The organism is Cupriavidus sp. YR651 (assembly GCF_900101625.1).
Classification (GTDB): Bacteria; Pseudomonadota; Gammaproteobacteria; order Burkholderiales; family Burkholderiaceae; genus Cupriavidus.
This window is the reverse complement of the sequence record NZ_FMYZ01000002.1, coordinates 664,128-682,982: the sequence shown is the minus strand read 5'-3', so window position 1 is coordinate 682,982 and position 18,855 is coordinate 664,128. Positions and strand designations below refer to the sequence as shown.

The window sequence follows — 18,855 nt, the reverse complement described above, 5'->3', positions numbered from 1 at the left end:
GTCTCAGTCGCGTCAGGCGGATTTAGCCGAGCGCTTCGGAACGGCGCGGCGCATAGGTTTCCCAGCGATTGCAGCCGGGGCATTGCCAGTAGAACAGGCGCGCACGGAAACCACACTCGCGACAGGTATAGCGGGCCAGGTTGCGGGTGCGTAGCTGCAGTAGATCGCGAATGGCCGCGGTCTCTTTGCCTTGCCCCTCCGCGGTCGCATCGTCACCGGTCGTGGCTACCGCGCCGCCTTCGGTCGCAACGGTCTCCAGCGATTGCATCTCGGCGGCCTGCGCCTCGAAATACTTCGTCAAGGCCAGCAGCGTCGGCTGGCGACGCAGCTGATCGCGCATCAGCGCGGCGGCTGCAACGGGCCCGTTGACGTCCAACTCGGTGCGATAGGCGGTATCGAGTAGTTCGGGCGCCAGATTGCCCTGCAACAGGCCACGCAACCAGTCGAGGGCCTGGCCCTGCTCACCGAGCGTGGCGTATGCCTTGACCACGCGATCGGCCACCAGCGGCAGGTACGCGGCATCTTGCGACTCGATGCCGAGCCAGTGATTCAGCGCGCCGCGGGCATCGCCGGCCGTGGCGGCCACGTCACCAAGCAGCATCGGCGCCCGCACATTGGCGGGATTTTCCTCGGAGGCGCGGCGCAGCCAGCTGATGGCATCCTCGGGGCGCTTCTTCTGCAGCGCGTCTTGTGCCAGCTCGCAGCAGAACTGGGCGATCTGCACACGGTAGTCCTTCTGCTCCAGCGTCTGCAGCTCGCGCGCGGCGTCGATGGCTTTCTGCCATTCCTTCTCGACTTCGTAAAGCTCCAGCAGCACGCGCTTGGCGGAGACCGCATACGGCCCGGACATCAGGCGCCGCAGCGATTCTTCGGCACGATCGAGCAAACCGGCGCGCAGGAAGTCCTGGCCCAGTTCATACAACGCATGCTCGCGTTCGGGTTCTGGCAGGTCTGGCCGGGTAGCCAGGTTCTGGTGCACGCGGATAGCACGCTCGGTCTCACCGCGACGGCGGAACAGAGCCCCCAGCGCAAAGTGGAGTTCAGTGGTTTCCGGGTCCAGCCGGGCGACTTCGACAAATGCATCGATCGCCTGATCCGGTTGCTCGTTAAGCAGGAAATTGAGGCCTTTGAAATACGAGCGCGGCAGTGCGCCCTGCTCGCTGATCAACTGGCGCAGATCAAAGCGCGCGGCCATCCAGCCAAGGCCAAAGACAAGTGGCAGCGCTAGCAGCCACCAGGATTCAAACATCATGGGTCAGACTTTCGGACCGACTACGTTATAGGGGACACCGGGCTTGGCTTCAGGCGGCACGCTGTCGGTGGGCGCAGGCGCGCGCGCCTCTCCCAGCGCCCGGCGCAGCCGCGCAGCCTCCATGCGCTGCCGCATCAGCCCTGGCGCCACGGCCGCGAGGGCCGCAACGATTCCCAGGCCAAACGCAGCCAGCAGGATCAGGATCAGCGGGGCATGCCAGACTGCACCGAAGAACAGCTGCAGGGAAGCATCGTCTGTGTTGCGCAAGGCCAGCACGAACAGCAGGGCGAACAGGACGATGCGGAAAATCCAGGCGACAAGTTTCATGCAGTGACTGCCATCGAGACGAAAACGGGGACACCCCGACCGTGCGTTCGCGCGTCAGGGCACCGGCGACGGATTCCCGGCATTGTAACGGAATCACTTATTGCAGACGGTAACCTTTGGTCGCACCGCCCCGAGTGGCGCCGCCAACGCATTGCCAACGAAAAAGCGCTCCCGGAGGAGCGCTTTCCAACAGCTTTGCAGATCGAAGCGAGCGGTATGCGCCGCCACGCATCGTCAGGACCGGACCAGATTAAGCTGGCTGTCCTCGTGCAGTGCACCGGCCGAGGCCGAAGACTGCGACGGAGCCAGCGACTGGCCCACCTTGCCGTGCGTCGCCTGACCGTTGCCGGTCACGACGCTGCCCTGAGACGGAGCGAGGCTACGGTCAACCCGTTCGCGCAACTCCTTGCCCGCCTTGAAGTGCGGGACCCGCTTTTCGGGCACCAGCACACGTTCGCCGGACTTGGGGTTGCGACCCACGCGCGGAGGCCGCCGATTCAGACCGAAGCTGCCGAAGCCGCGAATCTCGATACGGTGGCCATCGGCCAACGCCTCGGACATCGCGTCGAGAATCGTTTTCACCGAGATGTCCGCATCCCGCAGCAGCAACTGCGGGAAACGGGCAGCCAGTTTTTCGACGAGCTCGGACTTGGTCATGGGCGGTCTCGCGGACGCGGGCGCTTGCGATTACTGGTTGTCCTGGCCGAGCTTGGCCTTCAGCAGCGCGCCGAGGTTGGTCGTGCCAGCCGTGCCGGTGTCAGCCTGGAACTTCTGCATCGCTTCCTGCTGCTCTACATTGTCCTTGGCCTTGATCGACAGGTTGATGTTGCGCGACTTGCGGTCGACGTTCACCACCAGGGCGGTGATCTGTTCGCCTTCCTTCAGCACGTTGCGGGCATCTTCCACGCGGTCAGCGGAGATTTCCGAAGCACGCAGGTAGCCTTCCACGTCGTCAGCCAGCTGCACCACGGCGCCCTTCGGGTCCACGGCCTTGATGACGCCGGTCACGAGCGAGCCCTTGTCGTTGGCCGAGATGAAGTTGTTGAACGGATCGCCCGACAGCTGCTTGATGCCCAGCGAGATGCGTTCCTTGTCGACGTCGATGCCCAGTACCACGGCTTCCACTTCGTCGCCCTTCTTGTACTTGCGCACGGCCTCTTCGCCGGTCTCTTGCCAGGACAGGTCGGACAGGTGCACCAGGCCGTCGATGCCGCCAGGCAGACCGATGAACACGCCAAAGTCGGTGATCGACTTGATCTGGCCCGACAGCTTGTCGCCCTTCTTGTGGTTACGGCTGAAATCGTCCCACGGATTGGCCTTGCACTGCTTCATGCCCAGGCTGATACGACGCTTGTCTTCGTCGATATCCAGGACCATGACTTCCACTTCGTCGCCCAGCTGGACAACCTTCGACGGCGCCACGTTCTTGTTGGTCCAGTCCATTTCGGACACGTGCACCAGACCTTCGATGCCGGCTTCGATCTCGACGAATGCGCCGTAGTCGGTCAGGTTGGTCACCTTGCCGAACAGGCGGGTGCCTTGCGGGTAGCGACGCGAGATGCCCACCCACGGATCTTCGCCCAGTTGCTTCACGCCCAGCGAGACGCGGTTCTTCTCTTGGTCGAACTTGAGGATCTTGGCGGTGATTTCCTGGCCAACCGACAGCACTTCGCTCGGGTGACGCACGCGACGCCATGCCAGGTCGGTGATGTGCAGCAGACCGTCGATACCACCCAGGTCCACGAACGCGCCGTAGTCGGTGATGTTCTTGACGATACCGTTGACGATGGCGCCTTCCTTCAGCGTTTCCATCAGCTTCTGGCGCTCTTCGCCCAGGGTGGCTTCCACCACGGCGCGACGCGACAGCACGACGTTGTTACGCTTGCGGTCCAGCTTGATGACCTTGAATTCCAGGGTCTTGCCTTCGTACGGCGTGGTGTCCTTGATCGGACGCACGTCCACGAGCGAGCCCGGGAGGAAGGCGCGGATGCCATTGACCATCACGGTCAGGCCACCCTTGACCTTGCCGGTCACGGTACCCGAGATGATTTCGCCGTCTTCCAGCGCCTTCTCGAGGTTCAGCCACGATGCCAGGCGCTTGGCCTTGTCGCGGGAAAGAATGGTGTCGCCATAGCCGTTCTCGAGCGCGTCGATGGCCACGGAGACGTAGTCGCCGGCCTGCACTTCGAGTTCGCCCTGGTCGTTCAGGAACTCCTCCACCGGCACGAAGGCCTCGGACTTGAGGCCGGCGTTGACGACCACGAAGTTGTGGTCGATGCGCACGACTTCAGCGGAGATCACTTCGCCAGCCTTCATATTGGAGCGGGCGACAGATTCCTCGAACAGTGCGGCAAAGGATTCGTTAGTTTGCAGGTCGGACATAAACGTAAGTTAGCAATCCGCAGTACGCTGGCCGGCGCGACGATCGCGCTCAGTCTGCCAATGCAGCGGGGTTGGGTTGAACAACACCTGCCATCGACATGTTTCCGATGTCAGGCTCTTGCCGGCGCTGGCCGGTCAATGCCGCACGGCGGCAAACCACTCCAGCACCTGCGCCACGGCTTCCTCCACCGTCATTTCGGAGGTATCGAGCCGTTGCGCATCTTCAGCGGGACGCAGCGGCGCGGCGGTCCGGGTGCGATCCCGGGCGTCGCGTGCTTCAAGGTCACGCAAAAGGTCTTCGATATTAGCAGAAATTCCCTTATCAATCAATTGTTTATAGCGCCTCCGGGCGCGCGCCTCGACACTCGCGGTCAGGAATACCTTGAGGCGGGCGTCAGGGAAGATCACCGTGCCCATATCGCGGCCGTCGGCCACGAGGCCCGGAAGCTTGCGAAAGCCCCGCTGGAGTGCCGTCAACGCATCACGCACCGGCTGATGCACGGCGATTGCCGACGCACGGTTGCCAATCGCCTCCTGGCGAATCGCCTGGCTGACCTCCTCGCCAGACAGCCAGACCCGGTCCGGGCCGAACTTCACATCGAGACGAGCCGCCATTCTTGCAAGGGTATCGACGTCCTGCAGGTCGACGTCAGCCCGATCGCTCGCCAGGGCCACCAGACGGTACAAGGCTCCGCTGTCGAGCAGGTGAAATGCCAGAGCGTCCGCCACCTTGTGCGCCACCGTGCCTTTGCCGGATGCGGTAGGGCCATCTATGGTGATGACGTCAATAATAGTCATTTTTTATTACAAAGCTAGAAACTATTGATTGTCGAAATCAATTTGGAATTATTATCATCTGGGCCATGAGTCGTGCGGGATGGCCCCGCCATGAAGCACGACGCCAAGTCCACGAACGCGAGGCAATCTAACATGGCCAAGACCCTGACTTTCGGCATCATGCACCTGGGCATCGCCTTCAGCGTGACCTATGCGTTGACAGGCAATCTGGCCATCAGCGGTGCCATCACCTTCATCGAGCCAGCCGTCAATACCGTAGCCCACTACTTCTTCGACAAGTACTGGAACCGCCGGGAAGCGCGCGCGCTCGCCCGGGCGACGGAAAACCGCGCACCCGCGGCGGCCCGACTCGCCGCCGCCTGATATTTGACCGGAGCTGGCGCTTACCGCGCCACCCCGGCAAACACCGAGAAATACTCCGGGAACGTCTTGCCGACGCAGCCCGGATCATTGATCCGCACGGGCAGCGGTCCGAAGGCGGCGAGCGAGAAACACATCGCCACGCGATGATCATCATAGGTGTCAATGCCGTCGGCGGGAGTCTGCCAGTCCGATAGCGATGCCGGCGGGGTCACGCGCAGGTAGTCGGCGCCCTCCTCCACCTCGGCGCCGAGTTTGCGCAACTCGGTCGCCATGGCTGAAATCCGATCCGTCTCCTTGACGCGCCAACTGGCGATATTGGTCAGCGTGGTCGTGCCCTCTGCAAACAACGCCGCCACGGCCAGGGTCATGGCCGCATCGGGAATATGGTTGCAATCGAGTTCAATACCATGCAGGCGCCCGTCATCGCGTTCCGTGCCGCGTACCTCGATCCAGTTGTCGCCCGCCATGACGTTGGCACCCATCCGGTTCAACGCCTCGGCAAAACGCACGTCGCCCTGGATGCTCGACATCCCCACGCCTTCCACGCGCACCGGTCCGCCGCCAATGGCCCCCGCAGCCAGGAAGTACGAGGCGGTCGAAGCATCGCCCTCGACATAAATCTCGCCCGGCGACTGGTATTGCGCACCGGCCGGCAGGAGGAATCGCTCCCAGCCCTCGCGCTCCACCTGGATGCCGAAGCGCGCCAGCAGGTTCAGCGTGATCTCGATATACGGTTTCGAAATCAGCTCGCCGATCACCTCGATTTCGATCCGGCCCGCCGGTGCCGATGCCATCGGCAACGTCATCAGCAGCGCGGTCAGGAACTGGCTCGACACATCGCCACGCACCCGGATCGGCGCATCGATATGGATTTGCGCGGGGCGAATCTGCAGCGGCGGATAGCCTTCCGTGCCGAGATAGTCGATCGCGGCGCCCACCTGCCGCAGGCCATCGACGAGATCGCCGATCGGCCGCTCGTGCATGCGCGGCACGCCGGACAGCTTGTAGGTGCCACCCTGGAGCGCCAGCGCGGACGTCAGCGGGCGAATCGCCGTGCCGGCATTGCCCATGAACAGATCCGCCGACTGGTTCGGAAACTTGCCGCCGACGCCAGTCACGATGCAGTCATTGCCATCGCGCCGCCACGCCACGCCAAGGACTTTCAGCGCCTCGAGCATGACGCGCGTGTCGTCGGAATCGAGCAACTCGCGCACGCGCGTTTCGCCGGTCGCCAGCGCAGCCAGCAACAACACGCGGTTGGAGATGCTCTTCGAGCCAGGCAGGCGGACCGTGCCGGATGCACGACTCAGGGGGCCGAGGGTGAGATGTTCCATGGTCTTTGCAGCGTGGTCGTGGCGCGTTCAAATGCGCGCGACGACATCAGGGTTCGACATTCGTGGTTGCCGCACGTGCGGCGCCCCACTTCAGGCGGGCGGCGCTGGCGCGCGCAAACACGCGTTCGAGCGCGTCGCCGTCGCCGTTCTTGATTTGTGTCTTCAGGTGCGCGAGCACGGCCTCGTAGGTGCTGATCTCACGCAACAGGGCTTCCTTGTTGGCGACGCAGATGTCGCGCCACATCTCCGGGGACGAGGCCGCGATTCGCGTGAAGTCGCGGAAACCTCCGCCGGCAAAATCCAGCTTCAGCGCTGCGTCCTCGGCGTTGGCCACCTGAGCGACCAATGCATAGGACAACAGGTGCGGCAGGTGGCTGACCGAGGCAAACACGGCATCATGCTGGACCGCCGACATCACGTGGCAATGGGCACCCGCGGCTTCCCACATCGCGCGCACAGCCGCCACGTCGGCCCGCGCATTCTCCTGCAGCGGGCACAGCACCACCTTCTTGCCGAGGTACAGGTCGTCGAGCGCAGCTTCCACGCCATTCAGTTCGCGGCCGGCAATCGGGTGTGCCGGCACGAACTGCGCAACCTTGTCGCCGAGCGCCGTCTTGGCCGCGACGATAACGTCAGACTTGGTGCTGCCCGCATCGGTCACGATAGTGCCCGGCTGCAGGTGCGGCTCCAGCGCATGCAGCAGCGCAAAGTTCTGGGCCACCGGCGCGCACAGCACGATCATGCTGGCGCCGCGCGCGGCATCTTCCAGCGAGGCGATCTCATCGATCACCCCCAGCGCCTTTGCCTTTTCGAGCGACGCCGCCGAGCGGCCCACGCCCACCACGGTTCCCACCACGCCTGCGCGTTTGAGCGACAACGCCAGCGAGCCGCCGATCAAGCCCACGCCGACAATCACAACACGAGAAAAATGCAGATCGCTCACGGTATCAGGCCACCAGGGCGGGAAAATTCAGGAAATCAGCCATCATTTCAGTTCACTTCAGCGCTTGTTCGAGGGCCGCGATGAACGCGGCATTCTCTTCCGGCAGGCCGATCGTCACCCGCAGCCATTGCGGCAGGCCGTAGTTGGCCACCGGGCGGACGATCACGCCCTGCTGGAGCAGCGCAAGGTTGACGCGCGCGCCGGCGCCATCGTCATCGCCCACACGGACCATGACGAAATTGCCGGACGACTTCACGTATTCCAGTTTCAGGCGGTCGAACGCATCCACCAACTGCGCCTTGCCCGTACGATTCAGTTCCGCACTCTGGCGCAGGAAATCCGTATCGCCCAGCGCTGCCACGGCTGCGGCTTGCGCCAGCGTGTTGACATTGAACGGCTGGCGCACGCGATTCAGCAGATCAGTCAGCGCAGGTTGCGCGACGCCATAGCCCACACGCAAGCCGGCCAGACCATAGGCCTTGGAGAACGTGCGCGACACCATCAGGTTCGGATACTTGCGCACCCATGCCACCGACTCGTATTGCTGGCCGGCGTCGAGATATTCGTTATAGGCCTCGTCCAGCACCACCACCACATTCGGCGGCACCCTGGCCAGGAAGGCTTCGATCTCGCCTGCCGACACGAAGGTGCCGGTGGGATTATTCGGATTGGCGATAAAGATCAGACGCGTATCCGGCGCGATCGCCTTGGCCATCGCATCGAGGTCGTGGCCGTAGTTGCGCGCCTTGACTTCGATGGCGCGAGCGCCCACTTCCTGCGTGGCCAGCGCGTACACCGCGAACGAAAACTCGGCGTAGACAATCGACTCGCCCGGACGCACCAATGCGTGGGCGGCCAGCTCGAGGATATCGTTGCTGCCGTTACCCAGCGTCAGCCATTCGGCCGGTACGTCATACCGCGCGGCCAGTTTCGCCTTCAGCTCGAAACCATTGCTGTCCGGATAGCGACCAAGGTCGTCCATGGCAGCCGCGATGGCGGACTTCGCTGACGCTGGCATGCCAAGCGGATTCTCGTTCGATGCCAGTTTGACGATGCGCGCTTCGTCGAGCCCGAACTCGCGGGCCACTTCCGAAATCGGCTTGCCTGCGATGTACGGAGAAATCTTTCGCACATAGGAAGGGCCGAAATAGTCGGCGAAATTGCCCGGATCGGCGCTGCGCTGCTCTGCCATGAGTCTCCTCGCTCCCTTGTTATTTGCTGGACGGATACGAACCGAGCACCTTCAGGTACGCGGCATTGCGGTGCAGCGCCTGCAGCGCCCGCGCAACGGCGGGCTCGTGCTGGTGGCCTTCCACGTCCACATAGAAGTAGTACTCCCACGCGCCACTGCGCGCGGGGCGCGATTCGAATCGGCACATCGACACGCCGTTCTCGGCCAGCGGCGCCAGCAGCTGATACACCGCGCCGGCCTTGTTCGGCACCGACAGGATCAGCGACGTCTGGTCGCTGCCTGACGGCTCCGTCTCGTAGCGGCCAATCACGGCAAAGCGCGTGCGATTGTGCGGATCGTCCTGGATGTGGGTCCGCACCACGTGCAGGTGATAGCGATTGGCCGCGGACTCGCCAGCGATCGCCGCCACGGTGGGATCCTCGCTCGCCATGCGCGCGGCCTCGGCATTGCTGGACACCGCCTGGCGCTCCAGATGCGGATAGTTGGCCGTCAGCCAGTGCTGGCACTGCGCCAGCGCCTGCGCATGCGCGCGCACGACGGTCACGCCATTCATGTCCGGCGTGGACGCCATGAGGTTGTGATGCACCTTCAGCGCAATCTCGCCACTGATCTTGAGCGACGTTTGCAGGAACAGGTCCAGCGTGCGCGATACCGCGCCTTCGGTGGAGTTCTCGACCGGCACCACGCCGTATTCGACGGTGCCCGCCTCCACGGCACGGAACACTTCGTCGATGCTCGGGCACGGCACGCCAGTGACCTCGTGGCCAAAGTGCGCATACAGCGCCTGTTCCGAGAACGTGCCGGCCGGGCCCAGGAATGCGATTTCCAGCGGCTTCTCCAGTCCACGACAAGCCGACATGACCTCGCGCCAGATCGACGCCACGCTCTCGCCGAGCAGCGGGCCCGGATTCGCGGCCTGCACCTTGCGGATGACCTGCAGTTCGCGCTCGGGACGGAACACAGGCGCGCCATATTTCTTCTTGACCTCGCCAACGTCCAGCGCAAGCTGGGCGCGACGGTTTAGCAGGGCCAGCAGTTCACGGTCCACGGTATCGATCTGGTCGCGCAGCGGCGCCAGGTCGGCGGACAGCGCCTGCTCCTGGGGGCTCGGCCCGGCGTTGCCATTCGATTGTGCATCCGCGTCTGCGCGAGGCTTGTCTTGGTGGGTCATATCAAGGCCTGGTCGGCCGCAACGGGCGGCCTGGGGAAAATCGGGGCGATGCCGCGCGGCACGACTCATGCGCGCCGGCGCGGCCGGAAGCCGTCGTCAGGCGGCGGTGCGCTCGAACTCGCGCATGAAGTCGATCAGCGCGGAAACACCTTCCAGTGGCATCGCGTTGTAGATGCTGGCGCGCATGCCGCCCACGGACTTGTGGCCCTTGAGCTGTACCAGGCCGTTCGCGCGCGCCTGGGTCAGGAATGCTTCGTTGCGCGATTCATCGCCCAGGAAGAACGGTACGTTCATCCGCGAGCGGCAGCTGGGGTCGATTTCGTTACGATAAAAGTCGCTCTGGTCCAGGAAGTCGTAGAGCGCGCGCGCCTTGGCGATATTGCGCTGCTCGATCGCGTCCACGCCGCCCCGGGCCTTGAGCCATTTGAACACGAGCCCCGCGATGTAGATCGCGTAGGTGGGCGGCGTGTTGTACATCGAATCGTGCTCGTCCACCAGGCGCCAGTTGAACGCCGTGGGGCACAGCGGATGCGCGAAGCCGATCAGGTCCTCGCGCACGATCACGATCGTCACGCCGGCCGGGCCGATGTTCTTCTGCGCGCCGCCGTAGACCACCTGTACACGCGACCAGTCGATCGGGCGCGACAGGATGTGGCTCGACGCATCGGCCACGACGATACGCCCCTTGTCGTGCGTGCCGGTCTGGCCGATGTCGGGGATCTCGTGGAACTCCACGCCGACAATCGTCTCGTTGGTGCACAGGTGCACGTATGCGGCATCGTTGGACAGCTTCCAGCTACCTGCGTCGGGAATCTTGACGAACTTCTGATCCTTGCTGGAGGCCGCGATATTGACCTCGCCGTAGCGGCGCGCTTCCTGCTCGGTCTTGACCGACCAGGTACCCGTCACGACGAAATCGGTCTTCGGCTTGTCCGCGTGAACGCGATTGGCCAGGTTCAGCGGCACGATGCCGTTTTCGCCAATAGCGCCGCCCTGCAGGAACAGGATGCGGAAATTCTTCGGAACCTGCAGCAGCTCGCGCAGGTCGGCAAGGGCCTCGTTGTGGATACCCTCGAACTCGCGGCTGCGGTGGCTCATTTCCATCACCGAGACACCGGTGCCCCGCCATGACAGCATTTCCTCGGCGGCCTGCTGGAGGACTTCGGTCGGCAGCGCGGCCGGGCCCGGCGAGAAATTGAACACACGCTCGGCCAGGGTACGTTGCAGGCCAGCGAGGGCGGGATTCTGGGGATCGTTCATGGAGGGGAGATGGAAAAATGGCTGCCGGTTTGAACCAGGCAGCCATTATCCCTCAAACCCGCGCCCCTTGGACACCTCGGGGGCGGCGGTGGTGCGGCCCCACCGGGTGGAATACCCTGCGAGGCCAGCCGTCGATCACTTACTTGGCGGCGGCGGCCACTTCCTTCTCAGCCGCGTCACGCATCGACTTGCCCACTTGCGGGCCGTACTTCTGCATCATCGAACCCCAGATTTCCTGCGTCGCCTTGCCCTGGTTGGCCATGAACTTCTGGCCGGTCGGCGACTTCAGGAACGTGGTGAGATCCTTGATTTCCTGCGTCGAGTAGTACTTGCCGAACGCATCGTAGTGGGCCTTGAGAGCGTCCTGCTTGAAGCCGTCGGTCGAGAACTGCGTGCCGGCGCCGTCGACCATGCGCTGCACGGCACCGTTCTTCTTGAGCTTGTCGACAGCGGCCTGCTTCTGCTTGTCGTTCAGCGTCTTGTTTTCCACCAGGACCTGCTCCAGGACCAGCGGTGCTTCCTGCTTGGCGCCTGCTTGCCAGTTATCGGCCTGGCCCTTCACGGCTTGATCTGCCTGCATGACGGAAAGCAGTTCCTTGATGGCAGCGGTCTTGTCCTTGTCGTTGTCCTGCGCATGCACGCCTTGCGCCATCATGAACGTCGGGACAAAAGCAGCCAGAACAGCGATACGTCGATAGGTTTTCAGCATTATGACTCCCTGGAAAATATGTCCGGATTAGTCCGGACGGCCGTCTGGCGAGTTCCGGCCGCCGTCCTGTTGTTGCAACAACTTACGAATTGGCACCCGCGTCGGCGGCACCGGCATCGGTGGCGCCCGTGGCGTCGTCTGCCTCTTCAGCCTCTTCCGAAGCGCCGTTGTCGGCATCGCTCTCGACAATGCGCTGGAGGCCCGACAGCTTGGTACCCTCATCGACGTTGATCAGCGTGACCCCTTGCGTGGCGCGCCCCATCTCGCGGATTTCAGCCACCCGGGTGCGGATCAGCACGCCACCGGTCGTAATCAGCATGATTTCGTCTTCGGGCGAAACCAGCGCCGCCGCAACCACGCGGCCATTGCGCTCGCTCGTCTGGATCGCAATCATGCCTTTGGTCCCGCGACCGTGTCGAGTGTATTCGGAAATCGGCGTACGCTTGCCGTAGCCGTTTTCCGTAGCAGTCAGCACGCTGCCCACAGTCGCGGCAGCACCCTCTTCCGCAGCGTCAGTCGCCTCGGTTTCCGCCGGGGCCACCAGCATTGCGATCACGGCCTGGCCTTCATCGAGGTTCATACCGCGAACGCCGCGCGCCTGACGACCCATCGGGCGCACATCGTTTTCGTCAAAGCGCACCGCCTTGCCGGCGTCGGAGAACAGCATGACGTCATGCTGGCCATCCGTCACTGCGGCGCCGATCAGGAAATCGCCCTCATCCAGGTCCACGGCGATGATGCCGGCCTTGCGCGGGTTCGAGAACTCGGTCAGGGCGGTCTTCTTCACGGTGCCACGGGCCGTGGACATGAAGATGAAGTGCTCGGCGTCGAACTGGCGCACGGGCAGGATCACGTTGATCTTCTCGCCATCCGCCAGCGGGAACATGTTCACGATGGGGCGGCCACGCGAGTTGCGCGAACCCTGCGGTACTTCATAGACCTTCAGCCAGTACAACCGGCCACGGTTCGAGAAGCACAGGATGTAGTCGTGGGTATTGGCGACGAACAACGTGTCGATCCAGTCGTCTTCCTTCGTCGCGGCCGCCTGCTTGCCACGGCCTCCGCGCTTCTGAGCGCGATACTCGGAAATCGGCTGGCTCTTCATATAGCCGCTGTGCGACAGCGTGACGACCATGTCCTGCGGCGTGATCAGGTCCTCGGTGTCCAGTTCGGTCGCGTTCAGCTCGATCTGCGAACGGCGCTCGTCGCCGAACTCGGCACGAATGGCACCCAGCTCGTCGGTGATGATGGTCGTGATCCGCTCGGGACGCGCCAGGATGTCCAGCAGGTCGGCGATCACCGCCATGACTTCGCGGTACTCCTGAACGATCTTGTCCTGCTCCAGCCCGGTGAGGCGTTGCAGACGCATTTGCAGGATTTCCTGCGCCTGGCCATCGGACAGACGATACAGACCATCCGGCTGCATGCCGAACAGGGCCGGCAGGCCGTCCGGACGATACGAGGCGCGGCCGCCCGGCGTGTCGCTTTCGGCACGTGCGAGCATCTCGCGCACGAGGCCCGAATCCCACGACTTCGCCATCAGTTCCTGCTTGGCGATCGGCGGGGTCGGCGCGGCCTTGATGATGGCGATGAACTCGTCGATATTGGCCAGCGCAACAGCCAGCCCTTCCAGCACATGGCCGCGCTCGCGCGCCTTGCGCAGCTCGAACACGGTGCGGCGGGTCACCACCTCGCGGCGGTGCGACAGGAACGCGTCCAGCATCTGGCGCAGGTTCAGCAGGCGTGGCTGCCCATCGACCAGCGCCACCATGTTCATGCCGAAGGTGTCCTGCAGCTGGGTGTTCTTATAGAGGTTGTTCAGGACAACCTCGGGCACTTCGTTGCGCTTGAGTTCGATCACCACGCGCATACCTGACTTGTCAGATTCGTCGCGAATATCGGAAATGCCCTCGACCTTCTTCTCGGTCACCAGCTCGGCGATACGCTCAAGCAGCGTCCGCTTGTTCACCTGGTACGGCAGCTCGTCGACGATGATCGCCTGGCGCTGCCCGCGATCGATATCCTCGAAGTGCGTCCGGGCGCGCATGACCACGCGGCCGCGGCCGGTGCGGTATCCCTCTCGGACGCCCTGAATGCCATAGATAATGCCGGCGGTCGGAAAATCGGGCGCCGGCACCAGCTCGATCAGTTCGTCGACAGTGGCTTCCGGATTGCGCAGCAGATGCAGACAGGCATCGACGACTTCATTCAGGTTATGCGGCGGGATATTGGTCGCCATACCGACCGCAATACCCGACGAACCATTGATCAGCAAATTCGGAATACGGGCCGGCAAAATACCGGGCTCTTTCTCCGAACCGTCATAGTTGGCTTCGAAATCGACCGTTTCCTTGTCGATATCGTGAAGCATTTCATGGGCAATCTTCGAAAGGCGGATTTCGGTATAACGCATCGCCGCCGCGTTATCGCCGTCCACCGAACCGAAGTTACCCTGGCCGTCCACCAGCATGTAGCGCAGCGAAAAGTTCTGCGCCATCCGGACGATGGTGTCGTAGACAGCGGTGTCACCGTGCGGGTGATACTTACCAATCACGTCACCGACGATACGGGCCGATTTCTTGTAAGGCCGGTTCCAGTCGTTATTGAGCTCATGCATCGCATAGAGCACGCGCCGGTGTACCGGTTTCAGGCCGTCCCGGACGTCGGGAAGCGCGCGCCCCACGATAACGCTCATGGCGTAATCGAGGTATGAGCGGCGCATTTCCTCTTCCAGGGAGACCGGAAGGGTTTCTTTGGCGAATTGATCCATTGCGGCGTGGTTTATGCGGCGGGTTTAAGCGAATGAGACCCGAAATCCGGAGCGCAAGACAGACACCTCCCGGACATGGGTAACGTGCCATTCTATCATGCGCGGCACCCCCTTCCCGCCCCCTCCCCGGCCCCTCCCGAACGCCCCCGGCACCGACGTCCACCAGCCACCCCCTGCCGCCCACAACCCATACGGGACAAGGCTTTGCGGGCGATGCAAGGTCGATGTTGCACAAACACCACAGGCCTAAAAGCCAGAGGTTGAATCGAATATATTTACTTCTTAGGAAACGAGCCTTGTGGCACAATTCCCCAGCGAAGAGCCAGACATTGTTCGAAGTGGAGCATCAACCACATCGAGAATGTTATACTCCGAAGAATGTATGACTTGTTTTCGTCCATTTGCTCGCAGTAACCCTGCGGTGATCTCATCCTGAGAGGAGAAATATGAAAAAATTTGCCAAGCTCGCGCTCGTTGCAGCTACCGCAGTAATGGCTGCATCCGCTCAAGCCCAGTCCGTCCCCTATGAAAAGAAGGCTGTGAACGACAACTGGGGCAACGGTACGAGCGAGTACGTGTGGAAGAATGGCACGAACGAGCTCTGCTGGCGCGACAGCTCCTGGACCCCGGCAACGGCTAACGCCCTGTGCGATGGCGCACTGGCTCCGGCTGCTGCTCCGGCTCCGGCCCCGACCCCGGTTGCTCCGCCGGTTGTGTCGAGCGAGAAGGTCACTTTCGCTGCTGACACCCTGTTCGACTTCGACAAGGCTGTTCTGAAGCCCGAAGGCAAGGCCAAGCTGGACGATCTGGTCTCGAAGCTGCAAGGCATCACCCTCGAAGTGATCATCGCCGTTGGCCACACCGACTCGTTCGGTTCGGACAAGTACAACGATCGCCTGTCGATCCGCCGTGCTGAATCCGTCAAGGCTTACCTGGTAAGCAAGGGCGTGGAAGCCAACCGCGTGTACACCGAAGGCAAGGGCAAGCGTCAGCTGAAGGTGGATCCGAAGTCGTGCAAGGGCAACCGCACCGCTCAGATCTCCTGCCAGCAGCCGAACCGCCGCGTGGAAGTCGAAGTGGTCGGCACCCGCAGCGCACGTTAATCGGAAGAGCCTCTCCGATGAAGAAAGCCCAGCGCAAGCTGGGCTTTTTTTTTGGTAAAGTTGGCGCAGACTTCTCTCAGACCTGCCGGCCCGTCGGCGCGGCTGTCGGCATATTGACGGGGTGATTGCTCACCCTCGACAGGTCGCCGGCACACCCAATTCATGATGTCGCAATCGTCCACCCTGCATCCCCCTATCGACTCCACTACTGGCGGCCGCAATGCCGACCCTAAGGAGATCGACAAGTTCAGCGAGCTGGCCCACCGATGGTGGGACCCGAACAGCGAGTTCAAGCCGCTGCATGACCTGAACCCGTTGCGGCTTGGCTGGATTGACGGCATCGCGCGTATTGCGGGCAAACATGTGGTGGATGTAGGTTGCGGCGGCGGCATCCTGTCTGAAAGCATGGCGCACGCAGGCGCAACCGTGCGAGGCATCGACCTGTCGACCAAGGCGCTGAAGGTAGCGGACCTGCACAGCCTGGAATCGGGCGTCACGGTCACCTACGAGGAAATCGCCGTCGAAGACCTGGCGGCACGCATGCCGGCCAGTGTTGATGTCGTGACCTGCATGGAGATGCTGGAACACGTACCCGATCCGGCCTCCATCGTGCGCGCCTGCACGACGCTGGTCCGCCCGGGCGGCTACGTCTTCTTTTCCACGATCAACCGCAACCTGAAGGCCTACCTCCTGGCCATCGTCGGCGCGGAGTACGTGCTGAACATGCTGCCGCGCGGTACGCATGACTACGAGAAATTCATTACGCCATCCGAACTGGCTCGCTTTGCGCGCAATGCGGGGCTTGACCTGATCGAGATGCGTGGCATGACCTACAACCCGCTGTCGCAGGAGTACGCGCTTGCCAACGATACGGGCGTCAACTACATGATGGCCTTTCGGAAAACGGCCTGAGCCCATGCGTACCTTCGACGCAGTCTTTTTCGATCTCGACGGCACGCTGGCCGATACCGCCCCCGACCTCGCCGCCGCCGCAAATCGGCTGGTGGTGGAGCACGGCCTGCCACCCGTCGCCTATGAGAAGCTTCGCCCGGTGGCATCGCACGGCGCGCGCGGCCTGATCGGCGCGGCGTTCGGCAAGTGCCCCGAAGATCCCGAATTCCCCGCGCTGCGTGATACGTTCCTCAATTACTACGAAGCGGATATCGCCGTACATACGCGCCTGTTCGACGGCATGGACGAGGTGCTGGCGAAACTCGAAGCCGCGGGTATTCGCTGGGGAATCGTGACCAACAAGATCGCCCGCTTCACGGTGCCACTGGTGGCTGCCATCGGGCTGGCGCCGCGCGCATCAGCGGTGGTCAGCGGCGACACCACCCCCCATGCCAAGCCGCACCCTGCTCCGTTGCTGCACGCCGCCGAGGTCAGCGGTGTCGCGCCAGAGCGCTGCCTGTATGTGGGCGACGACCTGCGCGACATCCAGGCCGGCAAGGCCGCAGGCATGGCCACGGTGACGGCGGCGTACGGCTACTGCGGCGACGGCGAACGACCCGAGAACTGGGGTGCCGACTATCTCATCCGGCACCCTGCCGAACTGATTCCCCTCATCGCCTGATCGCGACGGGAACCCACGCGCCCGGCACGCGTCGAAACCGGGTACAATCCGTTTTCTTCACACTGGGGCCGACCTGGTTTCGACGTGGGTTGCGAAGCAGTGGAGGGCATACCGAGGACCCGTCACCTCGTTAATCAATGGGAATGCAATAACTGCTAACGACGAACGTTACGCACTGGCCGCTTAATTGCGGCCGTCCTCGCACTGGCTCGCTGACGGGCTAGGGTCGCAAGACTACGCGAGGTCATTTACGTCAGATAAGCTCCGGGAGTGTCACGGGTCCGGAGACGAAAATTTAGTGACTCGCCGTCGTAGAGCGTGTTCGTCCGCGATGCGGCGGTTAAATCAAATGACAGAACTAAGTATGTAGAACTCTCTGTGGAGGGCTTGCGGACGCGGGTTCGATTCCCGCCGGCTCCACCAGTTATTAAAAAACCCCGTAGACGTGAAGTCTGCGGGGTTTTTTTCTTTTCCACTCGATCTAGTGGACCGATGTGTTCTCGACGGGGAAGTTGGCGAGGCGTGCCGAGTGGAAACGCTCCACCGGCAGGCTGACGCCCAAGTGTTCGAACAGCGTTCCCGCCTGGTCGACGGATGTCAGCACGCCTGGCATCCAGAGTCGAGCCAGGCGCGCCGGCGCCTCACCCGAACGTTCTGCGAACTGACGTGGACCGAATTCCTGAATCGCCTTGAACAAGACCAATCCCACCAGGTACATGTCACCAGTGTCCAGCGCGATCATCGCCTGGGCAGTCCAGCGCTCTTCGCGATTTTCAATTTTTTCCGCCTCGGCGAATCGCTCCGTCATGGTCGGGACGACAGCATCGCCGGGCAAGTGAAACGTAAAGCTCATTTTCCCGTCTCCAATGCCAAGTCTCATCTATGACGGCATTCACGAGGCGAAACTGTAGCGGCCAACGGCATTTCATGCACGATTCCACCCCTCTAAATCGACGCCCTATGACAAGAAACAACACTGCCTGGAGACCATCGCAAGCGTACGGTGACTAAGCGGCGCCCCGGCCCATCCGGCGCGTGGCGAACAAGGCCGTTTTCGCGCGCCGCGTTTTCATCGCGCCGTGACATGTCCCGCTTCTTTGGAGCGAGCGCACGGTGAATGAGCGTATGCGTGAATGGGGTCGTCGACGAAGCCGCACCTCCGATAATCGATGGCCGACGTGCAGGCGCGGCTACAATAGGCCACCGTTGCTCCCTCCCTCCTTCCTTCCTCCATGACCGACCATCCGCGCTTTACCCTGAATCGCTCCATGATCATGCTGATCCCCGAGCAGCCGTTCCTGGACTGGATCAAGGCGGTTGACCCCGAGCCGGTCCCGACCCTGTCACTGGAAGATGTCCGTGACGACGGGAGTGTCTTCCTGTTGCCATCCGATGTGGCCGACTCGCCAGAGAACGCGCTTCACTGGGTGGAAAAACGCTGGCAAGAGTTCTTCGAATTCATGCTCGGCGAGTGGTTCGATGACTCGATGTGGCCGGAAGAACTGTCGCTGGCGATGTTCCGCGAATGGTTCACCGTCCGCTTCCATTCGATGGTCTGGGACATGGTGCCCGATTCGCCGGTGGTGCACGAAGACTGGGACGACGAGGACGACGACACACCGCCCTTCCTGCACTGACTGGACTGGGTTCCCAAAAGCAAAACGGCACGCGTGACTTG

18 protein-coding genes and 1 other RNA gene are annotated in these 18,855 nt (G+C 62.6%); 6 read left to right on the top strand and 13 right to left on the bottom strand.

Annotated elements, in window-relative coordinates:
- Positions 1–22: 22 nt before the first annotated feature.
- The 5 genes from lapB to cmk form a co-directional block, all read right to left on the bottom strand.
- Positions 23–1,252 (bottom strand): lipopolysaccharide assembly protein LapB, encoded by a 1,230-nt coding sequence (lapB, locus tag BLR29_RS09300; RefSeq protein ID WP_092136458.1) that lies wholly within the window; start codon positions 1,250–1,252, stop codon positions 23–25.
- A 3-nt stretch (positions 1,253–1,255) separates the two neighbouring features.
- Positions 1,256–1,579, bottom strand: coding sequence for a LapA family protein (locus BLR29_RS09295; RefSeq protein WP_092136456.1), 324 nt, complete (start codon positions 1,577–1,579; stop codon positions 1,256–1,258).
- A 234-nt stretch (positions 1,580–1,813) separates the two neighbouring features.
- Complete coding sequence (locus BLR29_RS09290) at positions 1,814–2,236, bottom strand: integration host factor subunit beta (RefSeq protein WP_092136454.1); 423 nt, start codon at positions 2,234–2,236, stop codon at positions 1,814–1,816.
- A 30-nt stretch (positions 2,237–2,266) separates the two neighbouring features.
- On the bottom strand, positions 2,267–3,961 hold the full coding sequence (gene rpsA / locus BLR29_RS09285; RefSeq protein WP_092136452.1) for a 30S ribosomal protein S1: 1,695 nt from the start codon (positions 3,959–3,961) through the stop codon (positions 2,267–2,269).
- A 135-nt stretch (positions 3,962–4,096) separates the two neighbouring features.
- Positions 4,097–4,759, bottom strand: coding sequence for a (d)CMP kinase (gene cmk / locus BLR29_RS09280; RefSeq protein WP_092136450.1), 663 nt, complete (start codon positions 4,757–4,759; stop codon positions 4,097–4,099).
- 132 nt (positions 4,760–4,891) lie between these two features.
- Between cmk and BLR29_RS09275 the strand changes: the two genes are divergently transcribed.
- Positions 4,892–5,122: a DUF2061 domain-containing protein gene (locus tag BLR29_RS09275; RefSeq protein WP_092136449.1), complete on the top strand. Its 231-nt coding sequence runs from the start codon at positions 4,892–4,894 to the stop codon at positions 5,120–5,122.
- 20 nt (positions 5,123–5,142) lie between these two features.
- On the opposite strand, the gene aroA is transcribed toward BLR29_RS09275, so the two are convergent.
- The 7 genes from aroA to gyrA form a co-directional block, all read right to left on the bottom strand.
- The gene (gene aroA / locus BLR29_RS09270; protein ID WP_092136447.1) at positions 5,143–6,456 is read right to left on the bottom strand and encodes a 3-phosphoshikimate 1-carboxyvinyltransferase; all 1,314 of its coding nucleotides are present in this window, start codon (positions 6,454–6,456) and stop codon (positions 5,143–5,145) included.
- Between the two features lie 46 nt (positions 6,457–6,502).
- On the bottom strand, positions 6,503–7,399 hold the full coding sequence (locus BLR29_RS09265) for a prephenate dehydrogenase (RefSeq protein ID WP_092136446.1): 897 nt from the start codon (positions 7,397–7,399) through the stop codon (positions 6,503–6,505).
- Between the two features lie 52 nt (positions 7,400–7,451).
- Entirely contained in the window at positions 7,452–8,591 is a 1,140-nt protein-coding gene (gene hisC, locus BLR29_RS09260) for a histidinol-phosphate transaminase (protein ID WP_092136444.1), read from the bottom strand.
- A gap of 19 nt (positions 8,592–8,610) precedes the next feature.
- Positions 8,611–9,762 carry a prephenate dehydratase gene (gene pheA / locus BLR29_RS09255; RefSeq protein WP_092136442.1) on the bottom strand — a complete coding sequence of 384 codons (1,152 nt, stop codon included), beginning with the start codon at positions 9,760–9,762 and terminating at the stop codon, positions 8,611–8,613.
- Positions 9,763–9,858: 96 nt separating this feature from the next.
- Positions 9,859–11,022, bottom strand: coding sequence for a 3-phosphoserine/phosphohydroxythreonine transaminase (serC, locus tag BLR29_RS09250; protein ID WP_092136440.1), 1,164 nt, complete (start codon positions 11,020–11,022; stop codon positions 9,859–9,861).
- A gap of 139 nt (positions 11,023–11,161) precedes the next feature.
- A complete protein-coding gene (locus BLR29_RS09245; protein WP_092136438.1) occupies positions 11,162–11,731 on the bottom strand; it encodes a DUF2059 domain-containing protein in 570 nt (189 codons plus the stop codon).
- Between the two features lie 82 nt (positions 11,732–11,813).
- On the bottom strand, positions 11,814–14,501 hold the full coding sequence (gyrA, locus tag BLR29_RS09240; RefSeq protein WP_092136436.1) for a DNA gyrase subunit A: 2,688 nt from the start codon (positions 14,499–14,501) through the stop codon (positions 11,814–11,816).
- Between the two features lie 446 nt (positions 14,502–14,947).
- Between gyrA and ompA the strand changes: the two genes are divergently transcribed.
- The 4 genes from ompA (at position 14,948) to ssrA (ending at position 17,600) form a co-directional block, all read left to right on the top strand.
- On the top strand, positions 14,948–15,604 hold the full coding sequence (gene ompA, locus BLR29_RS09235) for an outer membrane protein OmpA (RefSeq protein WP_092136434.1): 657 nt from the start codon (positions 14,948–14,950) through the stop codon (positions 15,602–15,604).
- Positions 15,605–15,766: 162 nt separating this feature from the next.
- Positions 15,767–16,516: a bifunctional 2-polyprenyl-6-hydroxyphenol methylase/3-demethylubiquinol 3-O-methyltransferase UbiG gene (ubiG, locus tag BLR29_RS09230; protein ID WP_092136432.1), complete on the top strand. Its 750-nt coding sequence runs from the start codon at positions 15,767–15,769 to the stop codon at positions 16,514–16,516.
- Between the two features lie 4 nt (positions 16,517–16,520).
- A complete protein-coding gene (gph, locus tag BLR29_RS09225) occupies positions 16,521–17,177 on the top strand; it encodes a phosphoglycolate phosphatase (RefSeq protein WP_092136430.1) in 657 nt (218 codons plus the stop codon).
- A 64-nt stretch (positions 17,178–17,241) separates the two neighbouring features.
- Positions 17,242–17,600, top strand: a transfer-messenger RNA (tmRNA) gene (gene ssrA / locus BLR29_RS09220).
- 58 nt (positions 17,601–17,658) lie between these two features.
- On the opposite strand, the gene BLR29_RS09215 is transcribed toward ssrA, so the two are convergent.
- The gene (locus BLR29_RS09215) at positions 17,659–18,030 is read right to left on the bottom strand and encodes a hypothetical protein (protein ID WP_092136427.1); all 372 of its coding nucleotides are present in this window, start codon (positions 18,028–18,030) and stop codon (positions 17,659–17,661) included.
- A gap of 379 nt (positions 18,031–18,409) precedes the next feature.
- Between BLR29_RS09215 and BLR29_RS09210 the strand changes: the two genes are divergently transcribed.
- Positions 18,410–18,814: a hypothetical protein gene (locus tag BLR29_RS09210; protein ID WP_092136425.1), complete on the top strand. Its 405-nt coding sequence runs from the start codon at positions 18,410–18,412 to the stop codon at positions 18,812–18,814.
- Positions 18,815–18,855 lie beyond the last annotated feature (41 nt).